This is a genomic window from Shewanella algae (genome assembly GCF_009183365.2).
In the GTDB taxonomy this organism is placed as follows: Bacteria; Pseudomonadota; Gammaproteobacteria; order Enterobacterales; family Shewanellaceae; genus Shewanella; species Shewanella algae.
This window is the reverse complement of record NZ_CP068230.1, coordinates 3,864,081-3,888,614: the sequence shown is the minus strand read 5'-3', so window position 1 is coordinate 3,888,614 and position 24,534 is coordinate 3,864,081. Positions and strand designations below refer to the sequence as shown.

Sequence of the window (24,534 nt, the reverse complement as noted above, 5' to 3'; positions counted from 1 at the left end):
ATGGATACAATCAATATATGGGAGTGGGTCGGTTATCTGGCATCGGTAGTGGTGGCCATCTCTCTGATGATGTCCAATATCAAACGACTGCGCTGGTGGAACCTGCTTGGAGCGGCGCTGTTTGTTGCCTATGGGATCGCCATTGCTGCATATCCTGTGGCTTTGGTGAACTTCTTCATAGTGCTTATCGATGCCTATTACCTGGTTAAACTCTATCGTAGCCCAGAGCCTGATTTGCCGGCCGCCCCTCAGGCAAGCCCGGAAAAATCTGAGGATCAGCAAGGCTGACAACCCTGTGTCAGGGGGCCCCAGACGCAGGTTTCTATAAGGTTTGTTGCTTTTGTGGCAATGTACGTTTGCTCTGCTTCAGCCGTTTTTCATCTCGACTGGCAGTCACTGCTATCTCGGTTATGCATTTCTTTATCCCCATTTCTCAATCCCAAACCCCATTTAATCTACAAATAGAATTGTGATAATCAGTTTTAATCGTTTTTAAAAATATCGTCGCCTGACTAAGATGACCACATCGCCAATACAACTGCTCAAGGGAGCACCTATGGCCACCATATTTGATGTGATTGAAAACTGGTTAAACGAGACAAAGGATTAAGGAGCACGAGATGAGTCAGAAGCAATATATCACCAGCCAGAGCGGCGCCCCCATCGCAGACGATCAGAATTCCCTCTCAGCCGGAGAGCGTGGTCCCCTGTTGCTGCAGGACTGGCACCTGATTGAAAAGTTGGCCCACTTCAACCGCGAGCGGATCCCTGAGCGGGTAGTGCATGCCAAAGGCACGGGGGTTTACGGCACCTTCACAGTGACCAATGATATGAGCCAATACACCATAGCCGAACATTTCCAGGGGGTTGGCACCCAGACCGAGGCCTTTGTTCGCTTCTCGACCGTAGGCGGTGAGATGGGCAGCGCCGATGCCGAGCGCGATCCCCGTGGCTTTGGGGTTCGTTTCTACACCAAGCGCGGTAATCACGACATTGTGGGCAACAATACCCCCACCTTCTTCCTGCGTGATGGCATCAAGTTTCCTGACTTTATCCACACCCAGAAGCGGAATCCGCACACCAATTTGAAGGATCCTCAGGCGATGTGGGACTTCTGGTCGCTCAACCCAGAGTCCTTGCATCAGGTGACTGTATTGATGTCTGACCGGGGCATTCCGGCCAACTATCGGCAGATGCATGGCTTTGGCTCGCACACCTTCTCATTTTGGAATGCCAAGGGTGAGCGCTTCTGGGTCAAGTTCCACTTCAAGACTGAGCAGGGCATAGCCAACCTGACTGAAGAGCAGGCCGCCAAGGTGAAGGGAATCGATCCGGATCATGCCCAGCGTGACATGGTGGCGGCAATCCAGGATGGCAACTTCCCCCGTTGGAAGCTCAAGGTACAGATAATGCCGGAAGCCGATGCCAATACTTACCATATCAACCCGTTTGATTTGACCAAGGTATGGCCACATAAGGACTACCCGCTGATCGAGGTTGGGGTACTGGAGCTCAATCGTCTGCCACAGAACTACTTCGCCGAAGTAGAGCAGGTGGCACTGGCGCCAAGTAACCTGGTTCCCGGTGTTGGCGCGTCACCGGACAAGATGCTGCAGGCTCGCCTGTTTGCCTATGCCGATGCCCAGCGCTATCGAATAGGAGCCAACTATAACCAGTTGGCGGTGAACTGCCCCCATGCGACTCAGGCCAATCATCATCAACGTGCCGGTGCCATGGCCGGGGCTCAATGCCCTTACCATGGTAGCCAGACAGGTGGCGATGCGTCGGCAAACTATGGCCCCAACTCGCAGCCAAGCGGCCTGCAGGATGCGACCGAGTTCAAAGAGCCACCGCTGCGCCTGGATGGTGAAGCCGACAGATACAGTCGTTATGGCCAGGATGACTACACCCAGGCAGGCAATCTTTACCGCTTGTTGCCGGAAGAGGAAAAGGCCAGGCTTATCAGCAATATCTGCGGTACTCTGAGTCAAGCGACTCAGGATGTGCAGCAGCGAATGATTGGCCACTTCAGCCAGGCCGATGCCGACTACGGCCGCCGGGTGCAAGAGATGCTGGCCAGCTGATAGCGGCACGCCGGAAATAACAGGGGCAGCTTGAGCTGCCCCTTTTGCGCTGTCAGCGGTTCCCCTATTCCCACAGCAGGGTGGCTATCCCCAATAGGGCAAACAGCAGGGCGCAACCTCTGTGGATCCAGATCATGGGCAGCTTGTCGGCACTGAAATGGCCGGCCAGCACCACGGGAACATTCGCCAGCAGCATGCCGACAGTGGTGCCTGTTACTACCATCAGCAGGCTATCGTATTTGGCCGACAGCACCACGGTTGCGACCTGGGTCTTGTCACCCATTTCGGCGATAAAGAACAGCAAACAGGTGGCCACAAAGGGGCCATAACGGTAGAAGCGGCTTTCTTCGGCATCGACCTTATCGGGCACCAGCACCCAGAGGGCGATGGCAAAGAAACTGCCGGCAACAAGGTAACGGCCGATATCGGCATTGAGCCAACCCATGGCCCATTGGCCCAGCCAGGCGGCGGCAAAATGGTTGAGCAGGGTGGCGACAAGGATCCCTGAGATAATCGCGGTCTTGTTTTTGAAACGGGCGGCCAACAACAGGGCCAACAGCTGCGTCTTGTCACCGATTTCGGCTACGGCGACAGTGAGAGTTGAGGCGATGAGTGCTTCCAAAATGGGCGTTCCTTCGGGGTGGCAAAATTCCAAGCACAGTCCACCGCCCACCCCTTTATATTTGTGCGGTATACCGTGCTCAGGTCTTGCCTGGCAAGCCTAAACTTGCTGTAAGCACCATGGCATGAGGCCAAGTGTGTTGATGCTTACCCCTGGGCGGGACCCAGGTTAGCTACTCCCCTAAGACAGAGGCGGCCATTATAACCATAAAGCTCGTCATGGCAACACTGGTCGGCTCAGTGACAGGGGGATTTTACGGTATTTCGTTTATCCGATATGAATCAAGCAGATGTTGTGATGCTCAGTATGCTGTACGCATTGTCTGTTTTTAACTTTTTGGTTTTTAAAGAAATTCCTCTTTGACATCGTTGTCATTTTTGCCTTTACTCATAGAACTCTCAGCCGCAGGAAACTGAGGTGAGAGCTTCTGGGTATTTGGCAAACTGAGCGAAAGCTCAGGACGCAAAGCTTCCGGTCTAAGGCCCTCGGGTTAAGATAGCGGGGCTGCCACAGTCGCTGACTGTGTCTGCAACAGAGTCATTCTCTTGTGTGCCCAAATACCGCTTGTTCAAGGAACTGTCGTTAAGGCAGCAAAATGGAGTATTGCAAAGTGGTTAAATCATCATTTAAAACAACAGCTTTGTCCTTGGCATTGGCAGCCGCTGGGGTAGGGTTATCTACCCAGGTGTTGGCTCATGGCTATGTGAAAAGCCCAGAGTCCAGAGCCTACGCCTGTAATCAGCACAACAACACTAGCTGTGGTGCGATTCAGTGGGAACCCCAAAGCGTCGAAGGGCCTTCAGGATTTCCGGCGTCCGGCCCGGCCGATGGCCAGATAGCCAGTGCCGGAAATGCCAGTTTCAGAGAGCTGGATCAGCAGTCATCCAGTCGCTGGACCAAACAACCTGTGAGTGCCGGCCCCATCAACTTTACCTGGCAGCTGACCGCCAATCATGTTACCCGCGACTGGCGTTACTATCTGACCAAGCAAAACTGGGACCCCAACGCACCTTTGAGCCGGGCGGCCTTTGAGTCCGAACCATTTTGCAGTGTTGATGGCGGCATGGTGCAGCCTCCCAAGACGCTGACGCATCAGTGTCAGTTGCCACAGCGTAGCGGTTATCAGCTTGTGCTGGCGGTTTGGGAAGTGGGGGATACCAGCAACAGTTTCTACAATGTCATAGATGTGAACTTTGACGGCACAGCCCCTACTCCTTCCGAATGGCAGGACGTGGGGAATATCAACCCGTCCCAGGATCTTAAGGCTGGCGATCAGGTGTTCACTCGGGTGTTTGGTGACAACGGAGAACAACCTTCGTTGTCTACCCGGCTCACCATAGCCGATGCCGGGCAGGGTAATCATAATACCTGGCCCAGTTTGTTGGCTGAGGCGATCAATGCCGGTGGCACCGGCCTTAAGGCGGGGCAATTGAATGCCGATGGTGAGATAGTGCCCGTCTATGGCAAGAATGATGTCTTCGCCCAGAATGATTCCGGGATTACCCGGGTCGAAACTGGTTTTGAGTTGGCGCCTCTGCCCGGCGGCGATTTCAGTGTCAGCGGCCTGAGCGACAACTATGAGATAGTCGATGGCAAGGCCAGCGTTGGCTTTACTGTAACCACAGATGCCAGAATGCAGGTCAGTGCCTTTATCAGTACTCATGACGGCAAGGCATCCGGTTCTGCTGTGCAGCAGATTGACAATAACAGCGCCGACTTCAACATCGAAGTGCTGGAGCCCGCTGCCGGACATTACCACATGCAGTTGAAGGCTCAGACCCAAGAGGGCAAGGAGCTGACCCAGGAGTTTGGTTTCTTCCTGCGTCAAGCCGGTGATACAGCGCCGGCGGATTTCCATTTCCCTGATGGTTTGGGGTCATACACAGAGGGAACCAGGGTACTGCAGCCCAAAGATGGCAAGATATACCGTTGCAAGCCCTTCCCGGAAAGTGGTTATTGCCGCCAATGGTCGGCCAGTGCGACCCAGTTTGAACCCGGTGTCGGCAGTCATTGGCAACTGGCCTGGATAGCCGAGTGATAAGTGCTTTCCAAAGCTGACTCGATAGCCGCAGCGACTGCTGCGGCTACTGTTTCATGCCTGGTGGTCTTTTCAAGCGCAACAATGCCGTGAAGTAACTCACTAAATTAGTTGGATAAATAAAGTTTCATCTTCAGTTAATCTGGTTTTCTTTTTAAAAGTTTCCATCTTAATAGTTAGTGTCGAAACATTTTTAATAATTTGAAATTTATATAGAATTGGACACTGACTCGCCTTATCCCGCCAATCGAGCCTGTAGTGCAAGCGCCATTTTTAGCCGTCAGAGATGACGGTGACGACTTGCCCACCCAGTCTTAAGGCTTCCCTTCCGGGACGATACGTTTCAAGATGCTGACGCTCATCGGCTTACTCCAGTGGCAATCTCACCGTCTTCCAGGACTGCTTAATGCCAGTTTTTGCCTCCATAGGATATGCATGTAAGTCATGAGCGTTATTGAAGACATTCTGTCTGGATCTGAGCTGGCTTTTTTATGCATTTCTCTGGCCTTATGGCCTTTTGCACCCCTGCGTTGGCGGCGGATCCATCTCCCAGGCATTCACTGGAGCACGACACATGATAATGAAAATGAACAAGTTGACCCTGTCGATTATTCTCGCCATGTTGCTGGGTATTGCGACAGGCCAGATTTTGCGCTGGTATTCCCCCGAACAAGCCCAGACCTTTGCAGACAGCATTACCATACTCACAGATATATTCCTTAACCTGATCAAGATGATCATAGCTCCCCTGGTGTTTACCACCCTGACCGTGGGTATCGCCAAGATGGGAGACAGCCGCACTGTTGGCCGGGTCGGCTTGAAGACACTTTCCTGGTTTATGATGGCCTCGGTTATCTCGCTGCTGTTGGGACTCTTGATGGTCAGCTTGCTGGAGCCGGGAGTGGGGCTCGACCTGGCGCTGCCGGACAGCCATGCCGTGACAGGCCTGGAGGCCGGTGGTTTGAGCCTGAGAGAGTTTGTCTCCCATGCGATCCCCAAGAGTGTTATCGGTGCCATGGCCGACAACGAAATTCTGCAGATAGTGGTGTTCTCACTCTTCTTTGGTTTGGCGGCTGCGGCTTGCGGTGAACATGCCAAGCCGGTGATTTCAGTGCTCAGCAGCGGCGCAGATATCATGCTCAAGGTGACAGCTTATGTGATGAACTTTGCTCCTTTTGCCGTGTTTGCCGCTATAGGTGCCATGGTGGCCAAGGAGGGCAGTGGCATATTGCTCACCTATGGCAGCTTTATGGGACAGTTTTATCTTTCCATGGGGCTGTTGTGGTTGGTGTTGATTGCTGCGGGTTCCTTGTTCCTCGGCGGCCGTATCCGTCGTTTACTGAGCTTGATGCGTGAGCCTTTGCTGCTGGCATTTTCCACCGCCAGCTCTGAGTCGGCCTATCCGAAAATGTTGCAGCGGCTTGAAGAGTTCGGCTGCAGCAAACGTATCTCCAGCTTTGTGCTGCCAATGGGTTATTCCTTCAACCTGGATGGCTCCATGATGTACTGCACCTTTGCCACCATGTTTATTGCCCAGGCCTATGGCTTCGAGCTGAGTCTGGGGCAGCAGTTGACCATGTTATTGCTGTTGATGGTCACCTCCAAAGGGATGGCCGGTGTGCCCAGAGCTTCGTTAGTGGTGATTGCTGCAACCCTTGGGCAATTCAACATTCCCGAGGCGGGGATCCTGCTCTTGCTCGGGGTCGACCACTTCCTCGATATGGGACGCTCGGCCACCAATGTGCTGGGTAACAGTATTGCCGCCAGCGTGGTGGCCAAGAGCGAGAATGCCCTCAGTGACACAGCTGACATAGTTCCACAGCCACAAGCTGAGGTCGCATAATTCAAACAGGATACTTGAGGCGTGATTGACTCGGTTAGGATCCACTGTGATACCTGAATAAGTTTGGTATCGCATTGAATTTTATTGAAATTTTTAAATCCGGGTAAGTGTGAACCTATTGGGCGTAGAATCATTGTCAAACCTCAGTACAAAAATGCTAGGCTGCTAGGGTATTTCACTGGATTGCGGATATGGAAAGCAATATGGAAGGTCGCATGGAAAGAAAAATAACCAGGATCCCTCAGGGAGAGAATACGGCGCAATGGATCTGGGAAAATCTGGTTCCCGATTCGGGGCAATCGGAGACAGTTCAGGGCGAAATTCTCCGGGCGATTGAGAAGTTGGCCCACGAAGCCCAGGCAAACGGGAATTTTAACTGGGATCAAGGTTTTCAAAAACTGGTGTCTTTTCTTAAGGATACCTTGCTCTCGGAAAAGTCCTTTTCTGAAACTACCAGAATCTCTATCGAAAGAGATTTATCCAGGTTGGAACACTTTATCTTTCCCACTGAGCTCAAAGACAGGAGTGACGCACACCTCCTGCCATGTGTGGATGATGAGTTGTATGATAGGTTGACCGATAACCTGGTGGAGTTTTGCCGCTTCAACCCGCAAACGATTCCGCTGAACGACAAGTATCAAAACTACAGGTAAACTTTAGCCCCGGCCCGGCATCTGCTCTTGTTTCCAGAGCCTGCAATGCCGGGTTATCAAGCTGTTCGCTGAGCAGGAACCGGCCTGCTTTTCGCCTCAGGGCCGATAGTCGCGCTTCCCTGCTTGCCCAAGGGCTGTGGCTCTGTTAATGTCCCGGTTAAGTCAATTTTTTGAGAAAGAGCCTCCGTGTTGAGTTTGCATCTCTGCAGTCCCAAATTCCGCTGTCCACGATTTAGTTAGCCCCAGTGGCTTGGTGGCATACCTCTTCTGTTTGCTGAGCTGTTGGGGCCAATGAAACTCCGTAAGGCGGAATTTCATCTGCGGCCAAGACGTTACAGCTTGCCAGCTGCGCTGACAATTCGCCTTTCCCATGAGTTAAATCTGACCTTAAAGATAATAAGACAAAAGAACAGGACGAATTTTAGTGAACTTAAAAATATTGGGCTCTATAGCCATAGTCGCGGGTACTGCGATTGGCGCCGGTATGTTGGCCTTGCCACTGGCAACGGCTGCCATGGGCTTACTGCCGGCACTGTTATTGATGTTGGTCATTTGGGGCATTTCCGCCTACACCTCACTGTTGATGTTGGAAGTCAATCTGCGCTCCGGCGTGGGGGATAACCTGCATGCCATCACAGGTAAAGCCTTGGGTAAGACGGGGCAACTGATTCAAAGCGCCGCTTTTCTCAGCCTGCTGTTTGCCCTGACCGCCGCCTATCTGACCGGTGGCGCCGATCTCCTGGTGCTCAAGGCCAAGGCCTGGTTCGATATGACCCTGGATGGCCAGGACGCGGTACTCTTGTTTACCCTGGCTCTGGGCAGTTTTGCCGCCTTGGGAGTCGGTTGGGTCGATAAGCTCTCCCGCGGGCTGTTTTCTGCCATGATAGTCATGCTGGTGCTGGTGGTACTGTTTCTGCTGCCTGAGGTGAATATGAATACCTTACTGGAGCAGGCGCCGACCGATTCCTATGCCAATGTGTGGCTGGCCGCCGTGCCTGTGGTATTTACCTCTTTTGGTTTCCATGTCTGTATTGCCACTCTGGTGCGCTATCTCGATGGTGACACGGTTTCCCTGCGCAAGGTGCTGCTGATAGGCTCCGGCATTCCGCTGGCCTGCTATCTGCTTTGGCTGTTGGTAACCCTGGGTACCGTTGGCGGCGATACCATTCACGGCTTTGGCGGTTCACTGTCAAAACTCATCAGTGCCTTACAGGCCATCAGCGAGCAGCCTTTGGTGAGCAAGTGCATTGGGCTGTTTGCCGACTTGGCGTTGATCACCTCGTTTCTTGGAGTGACCCTGAGCCTGTTTGATTTCAGCGCCGAGCTTATCCGTGCCAAGAGTAACTTTGTCGGCCGCTTGCAGACCTGGTTGCTGACCTTTATTCCGCCGCTGGCCTGCGCCCTGTATCTGCCGGAAGGTTTTTCAGCGCTGCTGGGTTTTGCCGCCGTGCCTTTAGTGGTGATCATCATCTTCCTGCCGATAGCCATAGCGCTGAAACAGCGGCGTGAGTCGCCGGAAGGCTATAAAGTTGCCGGTGGCAAGCCGGCGATGGCATTGATGGCCCTCTTGGGGATAGGCATTATAGCTGCCCAGCTGTATGCGACGCTGGGGGCCTAAGACAAGCCCTTTGTAAGGGAATTTTTCCGAGTCTGTAGCCGCTTGGTAGTCTGTGTTAAAGTCGGGACTTGTGCCCGGCTTTTTTGTTGCACAAAAACAACAAATTGAACTGATACCAGCGAATGGACTTACTAGAATGAAAAAATGGTTACTTGCAACGGCCATAGCCACCAGTTTTGGTGCTCAGGCCGATGAGGGCATGTGGCAGCCCTACCAATTGCCGGCCATGGCCGATGAACTCAAGGCCAAAGGACTGGAAATAGACGCCAAGTCTATCTCCAAGCTGACCGAATTCCCGATGAACGCCGTGATAAGCCTGGGCGGCTGCACCGCGTCTTTCGTTTCGCCCAAGGGCCTGGTGGTAACCAACCATCACTGTGCCTACGGTTCCATCCAGTACAACTCCACCCCGGAGAAGAATCTGCTGCGTGATGGCTTCCTGGCGAAAAACTTTGCCGAAGAATTGCCGGCAACTCCGGGCTCGCGGGTATATGTCACCGAAGAGGTCACCAATGTGACCGACAAGGTCAAGCAAGGCCTGGACAACAAGCAGGGCGACGCTTTCTACAAGGGCGTCGAGGCGGCCGAGAAGTCACTGGTGGCCCAGTGTGAAAAAGAAGATGGCTATCGCTGTCAGGTTTACAGCTTCCACGGTGGTCTCGAGTACTATCTGGTAAAGCAGTTGGAAATCCGTGATGTTCGCCTGGTGTATAACCCGGCGGCCAGCGTGGGTAAGTACGGCGGTGATGTCGACAACTGGATGTGGCCGCGCCACACAGGCGATTTCTCCTTCTACCGCGCCTATGTCAACAAAAATGGCAAGCCGGCCGATTTCTCCAAGGATAACGTACCTTACGAGCCGAAGAGCTTCCTCAAGGTGTCGGCCAAAGGGGTCAAGGAAGGGGACTTTGTGATGGTGGCCGGTTACCCGGGCCGCACCAACAGATACCGCACCGGCAATGAAGTGGAAAACCAGTTTGAGTGGTCTTACCCACAAGGCAAGGAGCTGCGTGAGCGCTTTATCGAGATCATTAAAGAGACGGCCCCGGAAGGCAGTGACGAGCGCATCAAGTACGAGAGCCTGATCGCCGGTCTGGCCAACTATGCCAAGAACTTCACCTCGATGATCGAGTTCTATGGTAAGTCGACCATGCTGGAAGACAAGCGTGCCCTGGAAGCCAAGCTCAAGAGCTGGATCGATGCCGACAGCAGCCGCAAGGCCCAGTATGGCGAGGTGTTGGCACAGCTGGACAAGCTGGTAGCCGAAAGCCAGGCGGATCAGCAGCGTGACATTATCCTGGGCTATCTGGGGTATACCACTATGTTGCCAACGGCCCGCGAACTCTACCGTCTGGCCAATGAAAAGGCATTGCCGGACATGGAACGCGAGCCGGGTTTCCAGGAGCGTGACATGATCCGCTTCAAGGCCGGTATGGAGCGTATCGATCGCCGTTATGCCGCCAGTGTCGACAAGGCGCTGGTGTTTGAGATGCTCAAGCGTTATGCGGCGCTGCCCAAGTCTGAGCGGCTGCCGACGCTGGACAAGTACTTCGGCATAGGCAACAAGCTCGATGAGGCCAAGCTGAAGAAGACTCTGGACAAGATGTACAAGAATACCAAGCTGGATAACAAAGATGTGCGTCTGGCCTGGATGGACAAGTCGGTTGCCGATTTCAAGGCCTCGAAAGATCCTATGATCCAGTTTGCCGTGGCCTTCTATGACACAGGTATGCAGCTGGAGCAGAAGAAGAAAGAGTTGGCCGGTGAGCTGATGAAGGTGCGTCCTCAGTACATGGAAGCCATCATTGCCTACAACCGTGAGCAAGGTAAACCTGTGTATGCCGATGCCAACTCCAGCTTGCGGGTGACAGTGGGCCATGTGAAGGGCTACTCGCCCAAAGATGGTCTCTACGCCGTACCTTTCACTCGTCTGGAAGGCATAGTGCAGAAAGACACAGGGGTTGAGCCTTTCGATGCTCCCAAGAAAGAGCTGGAGCTTATCAAGGCCAAGCAATACGGTGACTTCTACTTCAAGGATATTGACTCGGTACCGGTCAACTTCCTCTCAACTCTGGATACCACAGGCGGTAACTCAGGCTCGCCAACCCTCAACGGCCGCGCCGAGCTGGTGGGACTGCTGTTTGACGGTGTTTATGAGAGCATCATAGGTGACTGGAACTACGACGATAATATCAACCGCTCCATTCAGGTGGACAGCCGTTACATGCTGTGGGTGATGAAATATCTGGATAATGCAGACAACCTGCTGCAAGAGATGGAAATCGTTAAGTAAGCTTCGCCATCAACAACAATCCCCGCCAAGTTGCGGGGATTTTTTTAGCTAGTGCTGGGGGATTGAGAGTTGCAGCGCCTGAAGGCGCGCCTGATCCAACAGCTCACACACCTAGGCGGTCTGGTGTTCAAGGTTAGCGGGCAAAGATTGCAGTACCCGGCGGGCTTTGGCCCTGAGCGGGCTGCGCTGTGCCAGCCTTGCCAGGTAACTATCTGAGTAGTAACCAATTAGCGGGTTTCGCTGAATATTAAACAGATGAAATTCGCTGATATCCTGCCAGTCCAGCTCCAGTGTCCGCAGCAAAGAGCGGTAGCTGATGCCATGCTGATGGATGCTGAGGGAAATCGTTCTTGGCCTTAGGCCATAGAGACACATCAAGGCCAGCAAGACAGAGCCCAAAGTCAGCGGCAGAGCCGACGTGGCCAGCTAAATCAACTGTCACTGAAGTAGAATGCGACGGCCCGCGCCATGAAAAACAGCGCCGATTGACTCCAGTATCAAAGGCTGCTGCATCTCAGAGCTGGCGGGTATAGGCCTGGCAGATATTCTGCTCACCCGTCTGCTTGGCTCGTTTCAGCGCCACTTCGGCATTACCGAGGAACTGTTCCAGACTCTGGCCCGGCAGATAGGCGGCTATGCCTATGCTGATCCCTTCTGCCAAGCCGTTTTCGCCTAAGTTGGCCAGCGCCTTGACCGCATAGTGATGCGCCTGATTGGCATCGGTTTCCGGTAGTATGATAATCAGCTTACCCAATTGCCAATGGGACATCTGATAGCTGTTGGGCAGATCCCTGAGCAGCTGCATCTCCACTTCGTGTTGGCGGTTCTCCAGCTGGCCGATATCGCTCATATGGCTGAGCATGCCCTCGGGGCTGATGTCCATCAGGAGCAGACTGGCTTGTAGCTTTTCCTCTTCGGACATGGACTTGAAGTAGCGATCCAGATCCCTGAGGTTCACCAGGATGGTGCTGCGGTGTGGCACCAGATCGCCACTGGCTTCAATCTTGCCTCTTGGGGTTGCCTGCTCCAGGGTGCACACCAGGTATTCAATCTCGCCATCTTCATCCAGATAGCCCTTGAGCGTGGCCTGCAGGCAACTGCCGTGGCTGTGGGTGCAGAGTATTTGCCCTTGCCACTGGCCTTGCATGCTTACCAGCTGGCTAATTCTCTGCCACTGGTTGCCAAGATCGTTTTCGAGCAAAGCCGCCAGGCTGTGGCTGAGATCACCGTTGAGTTGCATCAGCTTATCAAAGGCTTCATTGACCTTGAGCAACTGCCCTGAGGGCGTGGTCAGGGCGGTGGCCACATTGCTGCCGGTCAATAGCTTGCTAAGGAAGGCTTCCTGCTGGGCTTGTTTCAGTTCGCCGATATCTTCAAAGGTGATCAGCAAATAGGTTTGACTGCTGGCGTTGTAGCGGCGGATATGTAATCTAAGCTGGGCATTGTCCAGGGATTCGAGCTGCACTTCGCCGCGCCACTCGCCGGCATCCGCCAACTGTTGTTTCATCGAAGAATAGAGCTCGTCTTCCAGCTGCAGGATCCGTTGCAAACTGCGATCCGGCAGCTCATCCTGCTCGAGTTGCAGAGTGCGGGCGGCAGTGGCATTGGCGCTGACGATACGGCCGCTGGGGTTGACCAGCACACAACCCAGGTTGGAGCGGAAAAGGCCGCGGGCCAACTCGATACTGTTTTGTCTGGCGCGCTGTTCGAGGCGGAACATATGGGTCAGCAGGATAACCGCGGTTGCCAGAATGGTCAGTATGGCGGCGCAGGCCAAAAGGATGTTGCGCCACTGAAAGAAACGGGAGGCGATGTCGTGATTGCGGATATAGGAAAGCAGCAGATATTCGCGCTTGGTATCGTTTTGCGAAGCCAGTTGTACCTTGAGATAGACGAAGGTGGCGTCTTCTCCGTGGAATTGACCAAAGTTACTTCTGGCCATCTTGCTCCACAGTGCTGGATAGCTCTGTCTTATGCTGCTGCCCATGGTTTCAGGCAGCCTGGCCAAAGGGTCCAGATCCGAGGCGCCGGCATAAAGCAGGCCCTGATTGTCAAACAGCAGCAGAGGTGATGCATTACTGGAGAAGGCGGGCTTTATCGCTTGCAGCATCTGCAACATGGAGTTGTAGGTGACCAGATAACCGCGCACGCTCTGATCCTGATTTTCCAGCCAGGCCAACTGGTAAATGTAGGGCTCGAGGCGGCCGTCAATCGGGGCAAACTCCAATGCCGAGGTATAGATTTCCTGCCCCCCCAGATTGCGCTTGTTACCCAGGAGTGCCGGCGGCATGGACATGCTGCCGAAGGTATTGCTGGTGGCGATACGGAACTTGCCGTCGGCATCAAACAGCGCCAGATCCAGCAGTTCTGGGGTGCTGCGCTTCAGGCTGTCCCAGCTCGTCATCAGCCGTTGATATTCTTTGTGTCCCGGATTATCCAGGTACTGGCGCAGATATTCTGACTTGGCAAACATCTGGGTGCGAAACTGTTGGAAGGAGATTTTATCGGCCAGCAGGGCACCAACGGTTTGCAGCTCGCTGTATCTTTGTACCGCCCACTCTTCCTGCAGACGTCGCTCGCCCAAGGTGATCAACACATTGGTAATGAGTATCACAGTGATCACCAGCATGCTAAGCTGACTGGCAACGGCCAGCAAGCGCTGCCGGGACCAGTGAATACCCTGAGCCGAGATAAGCAGAGGTGTGTCTTTGAGTCCGGTATTCTTTTTGAACATGGAACTGTGCTGGCTCCAGAGTGAAAATTGCGCTCATGTTAACACGAAATAACCCAGTGGGCATCGGCAGTTACCGACCGCTCATCGGGCAGTTAACACTGTGGCCCCTGAAGGCGCGAACACATCCCTATGGGGCCTGCGCGGGTTTACAGGTCCATCTGCTTGGTGCCGCCTCTTTGCTAACCCAGCTGTCCCAGGATCCTGTGCTTGAATTGACAGCCGGCGTCTTCCACTATTTTGCGACAGGCGTCGATATCCACCCCTTCCAGGCCATCAAGTGCCGATACCTGCACCTGCTTGATGTAACGGGGAGCTTCGCGAATAAAGGCGTTGACCGCCTCCCAGGAACCAGCCAGACGTGGGCGGCAGTGTTTAATGTAGCCTGATTCAGTGTCGGCATTGAGTGAGACCGACAGGGCATCGACGCACTCGGCCAGCTCAGGCAATATGTTGCGCCTGTGAAACAGGTTACCCAAGCCATCGGTATTGACCCTGACCTTACCACCGCGGTGTTTGATTTCGCGGGCCACTTCCAGCAAGGTTTCGAGATTGAGCGTCGGTTCACCATAGCCGCAGAACACATATTCATCGAAACGGGTTACCTCGCCGAGCAGCGGAATGATATCGCTGCCGCGGGGGCGAACCTTGAGATCCAGTTGATACTCATGAATGCTCTTGCTGCCGTTATGCTTGGGACAGAAGCGGCATCTCAGGGTGCAGCGGCCGGTGATATTCAGATAGCGGCTGTTGCGTATGTCATAGACGAGTGTGGGTTGGCTTTGGGCTTTGCTGCTCATAACGACTCAATAAGGCATGCAGGAGATAACTTGGAGTCTAACCAAGAGCCGCAGTGAAAAATGCTAGCAGGATCAGAAAACACCCACTTAGGAGCCACACGAGATGCGGTAGAGTTGAATTTGTTGCCTGATAAGGGAAGGGAGCCTTTGGGCTCCCTTCAATCACTTACTCAGTGTTGCGACTCGTTTAACTGGGCCTCTGCCTCTTTCGGCCGCCACCACCAGTGGTACAGGGCCCGGCTCTTGTGGCTCAGATCATCGAGAATGATATAGAGCATGGGCACCAAGATCAGGGTCACCAGGGTGGAGAACAAAATACCGAATGCCAGAGAGGTGGCCATGGGGATCACTATCTGTGCCTGCAGGCTGCGCTCCATTATAATGGGCACCAGGCCGACAAAAGTGGTCAGCGAGGTGAGGATAATCGCCCGGAAACGATAACACCCCGAATCTATGGCCGCCTTGACCACTGACTGACCCTGCTCACGGGCGCGGTTGACGAAGTCCACCAAAATCAATGAATCATTCACCACTACCCCGGCCAGAGCAACTATGCCGCAGAGACTGAGAATGCTCATGGACAGCCCCAGAATAAAGTGACCGAACAGCGCACCTATCATACCGAAGGGGATCACCGACATGATGATCAGCGGCTGGCTGTAGGACTTGAGCGGAATGGCCATCAAGGCATAGATAGTAAATATCGCGAAGAAGAAGCCTTGCAGCAAGCCGACCATGGCGGCCTGTTCATCCTGGCTGGCACCATCGAGACTGGCGGAAATATGGGGATATTTACGCTCGAGTTCGGGCATAAACTTCTCCTGGATCTCCTGCACCACCTTGGAGGGCTCCACTTTATCCTTGTTGGCGTTGGCGGTCACGGTAATCGCCCTGCGACCATCCACCCGGGTAATGGAAGAGTAAGATTCCCCCAGCTCCAGTTCGGCCACGGTAGAGAAGGGCACCGCCATGCCGTTTGGCGTGCGGATCATCATGTTCTCCAGGTGGCCTATGGTGCGGCGCTGCTCCAGCGGATAACGCACCATTACCTTGACCTCTTCCTTGTTGCGCAAAATTCGTTGCGCCTCATAGCCATAGAAGCCATAACGCACCTGGCGCGCCAGATCCGATAATGTCAGCCCCAGCGCCTCTGCCTCGGGACGAATCTTGAGGCGAATTTCATGGCTGCCGGAGGAGAAGTTGTCGGCAATATCATAAACGCCTTCATAGCTGGCAAGCTTCTGTTTCAGTTCTTTGGCGGCCGCAGACAATTGTTCCAGATCGGTGGAGGTAAAGCGGAAAGAGATATCGCCGCCGGCATCATTGGTGCTGGCATTGATATTGAGTTTCTTCACCGCCACCAAGTCCGGCAGCTGTTTGCGCCAGGCCTCGGCTATGGTCACGCCGTCCACGTCCCTGTCTTCACCCTTGGTCAGCTCGGCAAAGATAAATGCCGAGGTGCGGCTGCTCATATTGATAAAGCTGTGCTTCACCACAGGGTAGCCGATTTCGGACTCCATCTGCTGGTTCATGGTGTAGAGGGCATTTTCAATTTTCTGCACCACATCCAGGGTGTTGAGCTCTGAGCTGCCTTCATCCATTTCCAGGTTGACCTGGATAAAGTCGGACGGAATATCCGGGAAGAACACCCAGCGCACCTTGCCACTGGTGACCATGGCGACCGACAGAATAAGCACACCGATAAAGCCCGCCACCAGGGTATATCTGTGGGGGATCATCCGCTCCATAAAGTTGCGGTAACTGTGGTGGATAAAATGCTGCACTTTTTCGTTGAAGGCGCGCTTGAAGCGGCCAAATGGCCCTGGGTTGGGATTGGGTTTGCTGGGCTTCATGTGCGCCAGGTGCGCCGGCAGAATGAACTTGGACTCCACCAGCGAGAAGGCCAGGCAGAGGATCACTATCATGCCGATGGATTTCCAGATGATCCCCATGGGACCTGGCACCATCAACATGGGGATAAAGGCGGCAATTGTGGTCAACACCCCGAAAGTAGCGGGCATGGCGACCTTCTTGGCACCGCGGATCACATTGGTGATCGAGTGGCCGTGACGCTCAACCTCTGTATGGGCACTCTCGCCTATGACTATCGCATCATCCACCACTATCCCCAGCACCAAAATAAAGGCGAACAGAGTCAACATGTTGATAGACAGGCCAAAAGGTTCCATCGGCATCAGTGCCATGGCACCGAGGAAGCACACAGGCAGCCCCAGCATGACCCAGAAGGCCAGTTTCAGATCCAGGAACAGCGCCAGGATAATGAACACCAGCAAGGCACCCATAAACATGTTGGACAGCATCATGTTGAGGCGGCCCTTGAGATAGTGGGTCAGGTCGCCCCAGTAGTCCAGCTTGGCGCCGCTGGGCAGAGTGGCTTGACGCTCGGCAATAAAACTTTTGACCTGATCGGCAATCGCCAGGGCGTTTTGATCGTCTATGCTGGTGATCTCTATGATGGCCGCCGGCATGCCGTCGAAGCGGGTGTACTCGAGCCGCTCCTCAAAGTCATCCTTGATCTCGGCCACCATGGGCAGCATCACCCGGCTGCCATCGGCGCGAGTGCTGACCACTATGTTGGCAAAGTCATCTCCCGTATAGGCCTGGCCCTTGGTACGCAGCAGTATGTCACCGTCCTGAGCCCGAATTGAGCCACCGGGCAGATCTATCGAAGTGTTTTGCACTGCCTGCGCCACCTGAGTGAAGGTGAGGCCGTACTCTCTGAGCTTATCTTCCGAGACTTCGATACCGATTTCATAGTCGCGCACCCCGGTCACTTCGGCACGGGTCACCGCCGGCAGGTTGGTGATCTCATCACGGATCTCCTTGGCCAGCTCTTTCATGTCGTGCAGTGTCATGTCGCCATAGACAGACACCCAAATAACGTTGTTTTCCGGCTTGATCCGGTAGATATCCGGTTTTTCGATATTGGCCGGAAAGGTTGCGATGGCATCGACCCTGAGTTTGGCCTCATCCAGCACCTCTTTGGCATCATAGCCGTCTTCCACCTCTATGGTGACAGAGCCCACGCCTTCGCTGGCAACCGAGGTAACCTTCTTGATGCCGCTGATGTCCTGAATCGCTTCTTCAATCTTGATGGTGATCCCTTCTTCAATCTCCTGCGGCGCCGCGCCTGGGTAGGCGACTGAGATCCGCAAATAGTTGAGTTCGAAGCTGGGAAAGACCTCTTTATTGATCAGAAAGGCGCTGAAGATCCCGCCGATAAGCAGGATCCACATCAAGAGGTTGGCGGCAACATTGTTGCGGGCGAACCAGGCAATGATTCCTTTTTCCTGCTCCATCAGAGTTCACCCGCCGCAGCCAGACGCTGTTCCTGAGTTTCATCCTCTTCGCTGTGGGAAGCGTCTTTATCTTTGCTGTTGGCAACCCGTACCAACTGACCATTGGTCATATTGTTGAGATTGGTCTTGGAGATTCGCTCGCCATCCTTGAGGCTGTCTTTGATGTAGACATACTCAAGATCTGTGCGTACCACGTTGACGTGACGCATCTCTATCTTGTTGTCCTTGTCTACCACGGCCACATGCTGATTACGCACCATATACCTTGGCAGTTTCACCAGGCCATCGACGGTGCGGCCCTTGATCACGGCGTTGACAAAGCTGCCGTATTTCAGCGGCAGTTGGCCGGTCTGTTTCTGCTTTCGCAGATAAGGATCCTGCACTTCGGCCACCAGATAGACCATGCGGTTATCCGGATCTATCACCCCTTCACTGCGCACTACCTTGCCGGTCCAGGTCACGGTTTTACCCGCGAGGGCGGCGCTCAGGGTTACCTGAGTCTCAGGGTTGTCCACCGACTCCAGATAGGCCAGGTCTTTGTTGGCCAGCGGCAGGCGCACTTCGGCTACAGCCGTGTCGTACAGCTCACCCAGATTGGTGCCTATGGAAACGTACTGCCCCAAATCGACACTGCGGGCGCGCACTATGGCATCGAAAGGTGCCCGGATAACGGTACGTTCCAGGTTGCGTTTGGCTCTGGCGAGTGCCGCTTCGGCATACTTGACGTTGGCTTGCTCTTTCTTCAACTGAGGAACCCGCAAGCCAAGCTCGGGTGGCATACCGTTGTCATAACCGCTGAATTCTATCTTGGCGACTTCGCCGCGAGCGATTTCTTCATCCAATGCTGCCTTGGCCTGGGCCAGGGTCGCCTGGGCCTGCATCAGGTCGGCCTCATAGTCAGAAGGTTCTATCACCGCCAGCTCATCGCCTTGATGCACCACGCCACCGGCCACAAAGGCCGGTGCTATGCTGAGGATACGGCCCTGAACTTCACTGACCAGCTGAGTCTTGTACTTGGGCGTCACAGTGCCGTAAGAGGGCAGGTTGAGTGACATTGTCTGTTGTTCGACCTGAGTCACGTCGACCACAGGCAGCGGGATCTCTTCCGCTTTTTGCTCCGGCTCCTGCTTGGTCATCATCAGGAGTTTGGCGCCGAGTACGGCGACCACTATGATGAGCAGCGGCGCTATTCTTCGGAAAAATGTCTTCATATTCTTCTGCATATCCATGCTGGAGGCTTAATCTGAGCTTAAATTACCAGACAAGCAGCGGCCAATAAATGTGTTTTTGTAAATAAAATGTGTCAAAAGCTGTCGGCGGCGGGAGGGCTGTGAGGCAGGTAACAAAAAAAGGACCCAAAGGTCCTTTTTAAACGAGAAATTAAGTCGAAGCTTATTTTTTCTTCTTCTTTTTCTTGCTGTTTTTGGCACTGGCATCCTTGGCTTTGACCTTTTTCTTGGTCGGTACCTTGGCTTCTTTGTGCTTGGGGCGCAACTCTTCGATGACTCGCCGTTTCAGCTTCTGCTCGATATAGCGCTCAACTTTGCTGAGGATCCGCATATCATGGGCTTCCACCAGAGAGATGGCTGTGCCCTTGGCGCCGGCGCGGCCGGTGCGGCCTATTCTGTGCACATAGGCATCGGCAGAGCGGGGCATATCATAGTTAATCACATGGGTGATGCCTTCGATATCTATGCCGCGGGCGGCGACATCGGTAGCCAACAGCACCTTGACTTCCCCCTTGGTGAAACGACCCAGAGCCTGGAAACGCTTCTTCTGCTCCATATCGCCGCGCATAAAGGCGGCCGGGATCCCGGCCTGCAGCAACAAACCTTCGAGGCTGCTGACCACTTCGCGGGTCTTGCAAAAGACGATGGCGCGCTTGGTTTCTTCCTGATTAAGCAGGTGACACAAGAGAGCGAACTTGTGCTCCTTGTTGTCGGCCAGGTGGATCCATTGATGGATCTTGGCTTTTTCGCTGCGTGGCGGTTCGGCCTCCACCAACACAGGATCGTTGAGCAACTCAGTGGCAAAACGGCGCACGCCGCCACCTTCCAGTGTGGCGGAGAACAGCATGTTCTGCTTACGTCCCTGCGCTTCTATGGCTATGGTCTGCACTACCTGAGAGAAGCCCATATCCAGCATGCGGTCGGCTTCATCTATGATAAGCAGTTCCACTTCGGTGGCTTCAAACTTGCGCTTCTCAAGATATTCGAGCAGGCGGCCCGGGGTAGCCACCAGAATATCCAGGTTACCGGCCAGGGTTTCTTCCTGTGGGGCGTAAGGGACACCGCCTGTGATTATGCCAATCTCCAGCCCAAGACCAGTCGCCAGATGGCAGGCATATCTGTGAACCTGACTGGCCAGCTCGCGGGTCGGGGTCAACACCAGTACTCTGGCCTGGCCTGGACGACGGCGGGGGAAGTCAATCAGATGTTGCAGTGCCGGCAGCAGGAAACTGGCGGTCTTACCTGTGCCGGTTGGGGCATGGGCAAGAATATCCCGCTGCTCCAGCGCCAAAGGCAGAGCCAATTGCTGAATACTGGTCGGGGTCTTGTGGCCCATGGCTTTCAGTGAATCCAAAAGCCTGTGGTCCAGATCGAAATCTTCAAATAGCATGGGGAGCATCTCAAACAATAATGCGCGGGAGTATACCTTGTCTGGGGTGCCGTGCACAGCTTGTCGCTTGGGAAGCTGAGAATAAGTCCCTTGCAACCGGCAACGGCTTAGAGTTTCAGGTAAAAATCCCGGGTCAGTTGTGCCATGGCCTCCGAATAGCGGCCGTCTGCTTCTCTTATGTAGAGGAAGGGATGGGCTTTTGGCGCGGCAACCGCTTCGCCTTCCTTGGCATGTTCAAGCAGCAGTAACTCTCGGCTACTGGGCTTTTGAGGCGTGCTGCTGACACTGACCCGCGCGGCCAGTCGCAAGCCTGCCTTTATTGCGGCGCACGCAAATCTGTCCAGGCTCTGAACCGGCAGAATAAGGCTCGCCTGTCCCTGTGGCTTGAGTAATTGCTTTATCGCCACACACAGCTCGTCAAAGTTCAGATGCTCTGTGTGTCTCGCTATGGCTCGTTTGGGGTCATCCGAGCGTGGGCCGGTTTCGAAATAGGGTGGGTTGCAAAGTATATGGTCGAACAGCGCTGAGTCTGCCAAGGCATGCTCATCGCAATAGGCCTGAATTGAGCCTTGATACAAAGCGAGTCTGCTCGCCCAGGGCGACGCCTTGAAGTTGGCACGGCTTGCATGGGCCGCGCTGCTGTCGAGCTCAACCGCCAGTACCTCTGCCTCACTGCGCTGCGCCGCCATCAGACTCAGTAAGCCGCTGCCGGCCCCTATGTCCAGCACCCGCTTGGCCCCGGTCAATGGCGCCCAAGCGCCCAAGAGCACCCCATCTGTACTGACCGGCATACCGCAACCGTAATCTTCGATATGAAATGCCTTGAAACTGAATGCCATTGAGTGCTCAACCTCCCAAGCAGAATGCTTGGCGGGGATTTTATCCCGAAAGAGTCATCATTCGCCAAGGCTTTGGCGCCGTTTTGTTTCGGTCTGGTTCATACTTTGGCAGGGGATGCTGCTAACTTTAGGCTGGTGATGCTGGACAAGTGTTAAAGGTCGTACCAGCAAGGGCGTTGGGGAGTCGACAAATGTTTGCAAAATGCTACGCCTGTTGCCTCAATTGGGGCTGGGTGTGACCTTGAACAACTTTTTCTCATCCTGAGTTTTGCATCTGCTGTGTTTTTAGGCTGCTGTTTGGTTGGCTTATTGCGCACTTTAAGAGGGTCTGGTATTAGTGTTCCCCCTTAATTCGCGGCATTCTGCGAATTAGATCAAGGTAAAACAGTTTTAGGATAAGCAAAGCAGCGAAAACCCCCTGCCATTTGTTCATAAACTCGCCAAGAATAGGCCAAATTTACCACGGATATCTGTAATAAAGGCTTTACACTCGAGTAGGGCGAGCGCGACGGCTATTATTTCAGCTATAGCTAAAAATGTTGCAATCACTTAAGTTTATTAGAAAAACATAACAAGATGGGGCATACAGTGCACAAGACTCAATTGACACTTGGTGACACCCTGGGCCTGGGATTCATGACCTTTGCGTTTTTCCTGGGGGCGGGCAACCTGATTTTTCCTCCTTTTGCCGGGCAGTTGGCCGGCGAAAACATGCCAATGGCCATGATTGGCTTTTTGATTACCGCCGTGGGTTTGCCGCTGGCCGGTTTGATAGCTGTGGCCAAGGCGCAGGGCAAGGTGATGAAGCTGTTGCCGGCCTTTGCCGCGACCGCTCTGGCAGTCGCTATCTATATCATTATTGGCCCAGCATTCGCGGCGCCTCGTACCGGTCTGGTAGCCTATGAGATTGGCGCGCTGCCTTTTATTCAAGACCCTGCATCGGTAGTGAACATTCTCGGGCTTGAGCTGAACAAGCCTCAGTTGCTCTACACTCTGGGATTCTTTTTGGTGACCATGCTGCTGGCACTGTTTCCCGGCAAACTGATGGATAGCATAGGCAAGGTATTGACCCCAGTGCTGATTCTGCTGCTGATGGGGCTGGCAGTGTCCGTTATCTTGCTGCCCGGCAGCGAAGTACCGGCCGCCAGTGGTGACTATATCAAGCACCCACTGACCAAAGGCATTATCGAAGGCTACAACACCATGGATACCCTGGCATCCTTGATGTTCGGTATGCTGATTATCGATATTTTGCGCAACAAGGGCGTGTCTGAGCCTGGCTTGCAGACCCGCTATCTGGTGCGCGCTGCGCTGGTAGCCGCCGCTGGTCTGGCATTTGTGTATGTGTCGCTGTTCTTCCTCGGTGCAACCGCAGGTGATATGGCCAAGGGCGCCGAGAGCGGTGGCCAAATCCTCACCAACTATGTGACTCACGAATTCGGTGATATGGGCATTATCCTGTTGTCCACTGTGGTGACTCTGGCCTGTTTGACCACGGCTGTGGGGCTGGTGAGTGCCTGCTCCGACTTCTTCCAGGAGTTGATCCCGGGCGCCACTTATCGCTTTCTGGTGGTGCTGTTCAGCGTGATCTGTGCCGTGGTGGCCAACGTAGGCCTGACCCAGCTGTTGGCTATCAGTATTCCTGTGCTGATGACCATCTACCCTGTGGCTATCGCTTTGGTGTTGGTGACCTTCCTGACGCCTTATTTCCGCAATCCGAAATTTGCCCACAGACTGGCGCTGTCGGTGGCCTTGTTCTTCGGAATTTTTGATGCCCTTAAGGTGACAGTGACTTCACTCAAGCCGCTGACCCAAGTGGCCGAGCCCAACAGCTTGCTGCTGGCATTTGTGTCCGGGGTTGAAAGCCTGGCCCCTGTGATGTCGGCGTTGCCTCTCTACGAAGAGGGCATGGCCTGGCTGCCACCCACCCTGACAGTGATGATTATCTGTTTGTTTGTCAGCCCCAAGGCGGCACAGGCTGTCTGAGTAACTGGAGTCCATTTCGAGACGGCGTTATCCTTGATGACGCCGTTTTTTATTGGAGTATTGTTTGTGGCCGCGACTTCTTCATCCGCTTATGTCCAGGACCCCTTGATTGAAGGTTTTCTCGATGACCTTTGGTCCAGTAAGGGCCTGAGCGACAACACACTGGCGGCTTATCGCAATGATCTGCGCCATTTTGATCAGTACCTGCAGGGAAGAGGGCTGACGCTCAACTCTGCCGGGCGTGAAGCGGTGCAGGATTATCTCGGTTTTCGTGTCGACAAAGGGGTTGCCCAGAGCAGCAGTGCCAGATTGAAGAGCAGCTTGCGGCGCTTTTATGGTTTTTTGCTGCGTCGGCAACTGATAGCGGAAGATCCCATGGCGCGTATCGCGTCCACCAAGCTCAAGCGCAAATTGCCCGGTAGTCTCAGCGAGGCCGAGGTGGATGCCTTGCTGGCTGAGCCCATACAGGAAGACCCGGTCGAAGCCAGAGACAAGGCGATGCTTGAGCTGTTATACGCCACCGGACTCAGGGTCAGTGAACTGGTGGGGTTGACGCTGGAGCAGATGAGTCTGCGTCAGGGCCTGGTACGGATCACGGGTAAAGGCGGCAAGGAGCGCTTGGTGCCCATGGGCGAGGTGGCCGTCAGCGAAATCGAGTCTTTCCTCAAGCTGGCGCGCGCCGAGCTGCTCGGCGGTAAACAGAGTGATGTGGTGTTTCCCTCCAAGCGCGCCCAGATGATGACCCGGCAGACCTTCTGGCACAGGATCAAGCTTTATGCGTTGCGGGCCGGTATCAGCACCGAGCTGTCGCCCCATACTTTGAGACACGCCTTTGCCACTCATTTGCTCAACCATGGCGCTGACTTGCGGGTAGTGCAGTTACTGTTGGGTCACAGCTCGCTGTCCACCACCCAAATTTATACCCATGTGGCCAATGCCAGGTTGCAATCGCTGCATCAGCAGCATCATCCAAGAGGCTGAATTCGGTGATCTGGCACGCAATTAGTTGCTTTCACTGACAACAGCCTGTAACTTTTCAGCCTCTGGCCCGGTCTGATGAGAGACGAAAAAAACCAATCAGGCCCAAA

At 54.1% G+C, this 24,534-nt stretch carries 17 protein-coding genes and 2 riboswitches; of the genes, 9 read left to right on the top strand and 8 right to left on the bottom strand.

The genetic code is table 11. The features are described 5' to 3' along the window. Entirely contained in the window at positions 1-288 is a 288-nt protein-coding gene (locus E1N14_RS17490; protein WP_025008984.1) for a YgjV family protein, read from the top strand. A gap of 332 nt (positions 289-620) precedes the next feature. Then, the gene (katB, locus tag E1N14_RS17485) at positions 621-2,084 is read left to right on the top strand and encodes a catalase KatB (RefSeq protein WP_025008985.1); all 1,464 of its coding nucleotides are present in this window, start codon (positions 621-623) and stop codon (positions 2,082-2,084) included. A 64-nt stretch (positions 2,085-2,148) separates the two neighbouring features. On the opposite strand, the gene E1N14_RS17480 is transcribed toward katB, so the two are convergent. Then, on the bottom strand, positions 2,149-2,706 hold the full coding sequence (locus E1N14_RS17480; RefSeq protein ID WP_025008986.1) for a TMEM165/GDT1 family protein: 558 nt from the start codon (positions 2,704-2,706) through the stop codon (positions 2,149-2,151). Positions 2,707-2,798: 92 nt separating this feature from the next. Next, positions 2,799-2,901, bottom strand: a riboswitch (yybP-ykoY riboswitch). A 232-nt stretch (positions 2,902-3,133) separates the two neighbouring features. Next, positions 3,134-3,218: riboswitch (cyclic di-GMP riboswitch) on the top strand. Between the two features lie 83 nt (positions 3,219-3,301). Between E1N14_RS17480 and gbpA the strand changes: the two genes are divergently transcribed. The 5 genes from gbpA to E1N14_RS17455 all read left to right on the top strand — a co-directional run bounded on the left by gbpA (position 3,302) and on the right by E1N14_RS17455 (position 11,151). Then, on the top strand, positions 3,302-4,744 hold the full coding sequence (gene gbpA, locus E1N14_RS17475) for an N-acetylglucosamine-binding protein GbpA (protein ID WP_025008987.1): 1,443 nt from the start codon (positions 3,302-3,304) through the stop codon (positions 4,742-4,744). A gap of 574 nt (positions 4,745-5,318) precedes the next feature. Further along, positions 5,319-6,587 carry a dicarboxylate/amino acid:cation symporter gene (locus E1N14_RS17470; RefSeq protein ID WP_198556982.1) on the top strand — a complete coding sequence of 423 codons (1,269 nt, stop codon included), beginning with the start codon at positions 5,319-5,321 and terminating at the stop codon, positions 6,585-6,587. A 215-nt stretch (positions 6,588-6,802) separates the two neighbouring features. After that, positions 6,803-7,240 (top strand): hypothetical protein, encoded by a 438-nt coding sequence (locus E1N14_RS17465; RefSeq protein WP_044735944.1) that lies wholly within the window; start codon positions 6,803-6,805, stop codon positions 7,238-7,240. Between the two features lie 424 nt (positions 7,241-7,664). Further along, entirely contained in the window at positions 7,665-8,858 is a 1,194-nt protein-coding gene (locus E1N14_RS17460; protein ID WP_025008990.1) for an aromatic amino acid transport family protein, read from the top strand. A gap of 136 nt (positions 8,859-8,994) precedes the next feature. After that, positions 8,995-11,151, top strand: coding sequence for a S46 family peptidase (locus tag E1N14_RS17455; protein ID WP_025008991.1), 2,157 nt, complete (start codon positions 8,995-8,997; stop codon positions 11,149-11,151). A gap of 111 nt (positions 11,152-11,262) precedes the next feature. Here E1N14_RS17455 and E1N14_RS17450 read toward each other — a convergent pair whose 3' ends face one another. The 7 genes from E1N14_RS17450 to E1N14_RS17420 form a co-directional block, all read right to left on the bottom strand. Further along, a complete protein-coding gene (locus tag E1N14_RS17450; protein ID WP_062793604.1) occupies positions 11,263-11,550 on the bottom strand; it encodes a hypothetical protein in 288 nt (95 codons plus the stop codon). 115 nt (positions 11,551-11,665) lie between these two features. Further along, the gene (locus E1N14_RS17445) at positions 11,666-13,885 is read right to left on the bottom strand and encodes a PAS domain-containing protein (protein WP_025008993.1); all 2,220 of its coding nucleotides are present in this window, start codon (positions 13,883-13,885) and stop codon (positions 11,666-11,668) included. 179 nt (positions 13,886-14,064) lie between these two features. Then, positions 14,065-14,682, bottom strand: coding sequence for a TatD family nuclease-associated radical SAM protein (locus tag E1N14_RS17440; protein ID WP_025008994.1), 618 nt, complete (start codon positions 14,680-14,682; stop codon positions 14,065-14,067). A 170-nt stretch (positions 14,683-14,852) separates the two neighbouring features. Beyond that, complete coding sequence (locus E1N14_RS17435) at positions 14,853-18,002, bottom strand: efflux RND transporter permease subunit (protein ID WP_062793603.1); 3,150 nt, start codon at positions 18,000-18,002, stop codon at positions 14,853-14,855. Continuing rightward, positions 18,002-19,213 (bottom strand): efflux RND transporter periplasmic adaptor subunit, encoded by a 1,212-nt coding sequence (locus E1N14_RS17430; protein WP_025008995.1) that lies wholly within the window; start codon positions 19,211-19,213, stop codon positions 18,002-18,004. The genes E1N14_RS17435 and E1N14_RS17430 overlap by 1 nt, the downstream gene beginning before the upstream one ends. Positions 19,214-19,394: 181 nt before the next feature. Continuing rightward, positions 19,395-20,621 (bottom strand): ATP-dependent RNA helicase SrmB, encoded by a 1,227-nt coding sequence (gene srmB, locus E1N14_RS17425; RefSeq protein ID WP_025008996.1) that lies wholly within the window; start codon positions 20,619-20,621, stop codon positions 19,395-19,397. Between the two features lie 107 nt (positions 20,622-20,728). Further along, positions 20,729-21,460 (bottom strand): tRNA1(Val) (adenine(37)-N6)-methyltransferase, encoded by a 732-nt coding sequence (locus E1N14_RS17420; RefSeq protein ID WP_062793602.1) that lies wholly within the window; start codon positions 21,458-21,460, stop codon positions 20,729-20,731. A gap of 576 nt (positions 21,461-22,036) precedes the next feature. On the opposite strand from E1N14_RS17420, the gene brnQ reads away from it, so the two are divergent. Beyond that, the gene (gene brnQ / locus E1N14_RS17415) at positions 22,037-23,446 is read left to right on the top strand and encodes a branched-chain amino acid transport system II carrier protein (protein WP_028779390.1); all 1,410 of its coding nucleotides are present in this window, start codon (positions 22,037-22,039) and stop codon (positions 23,444-23,446) included. A 36-nt stretch (positions 23,447-23,482) separates the two neighbouring features. Then, positions 23,483-24,427: a site-specific tyrosine recombinase XerD gene (xerD, locus tag E1N14_RS17410; protein ID WP_025008997.1), complete on the top strand. Its 945-nt coding sequence runs from the start codon at positions 23,483-23,485 to the stop codon at positions 24,425-24,427. Positions 24,428-24,534 lie beyond the last annotated feature (107 nt).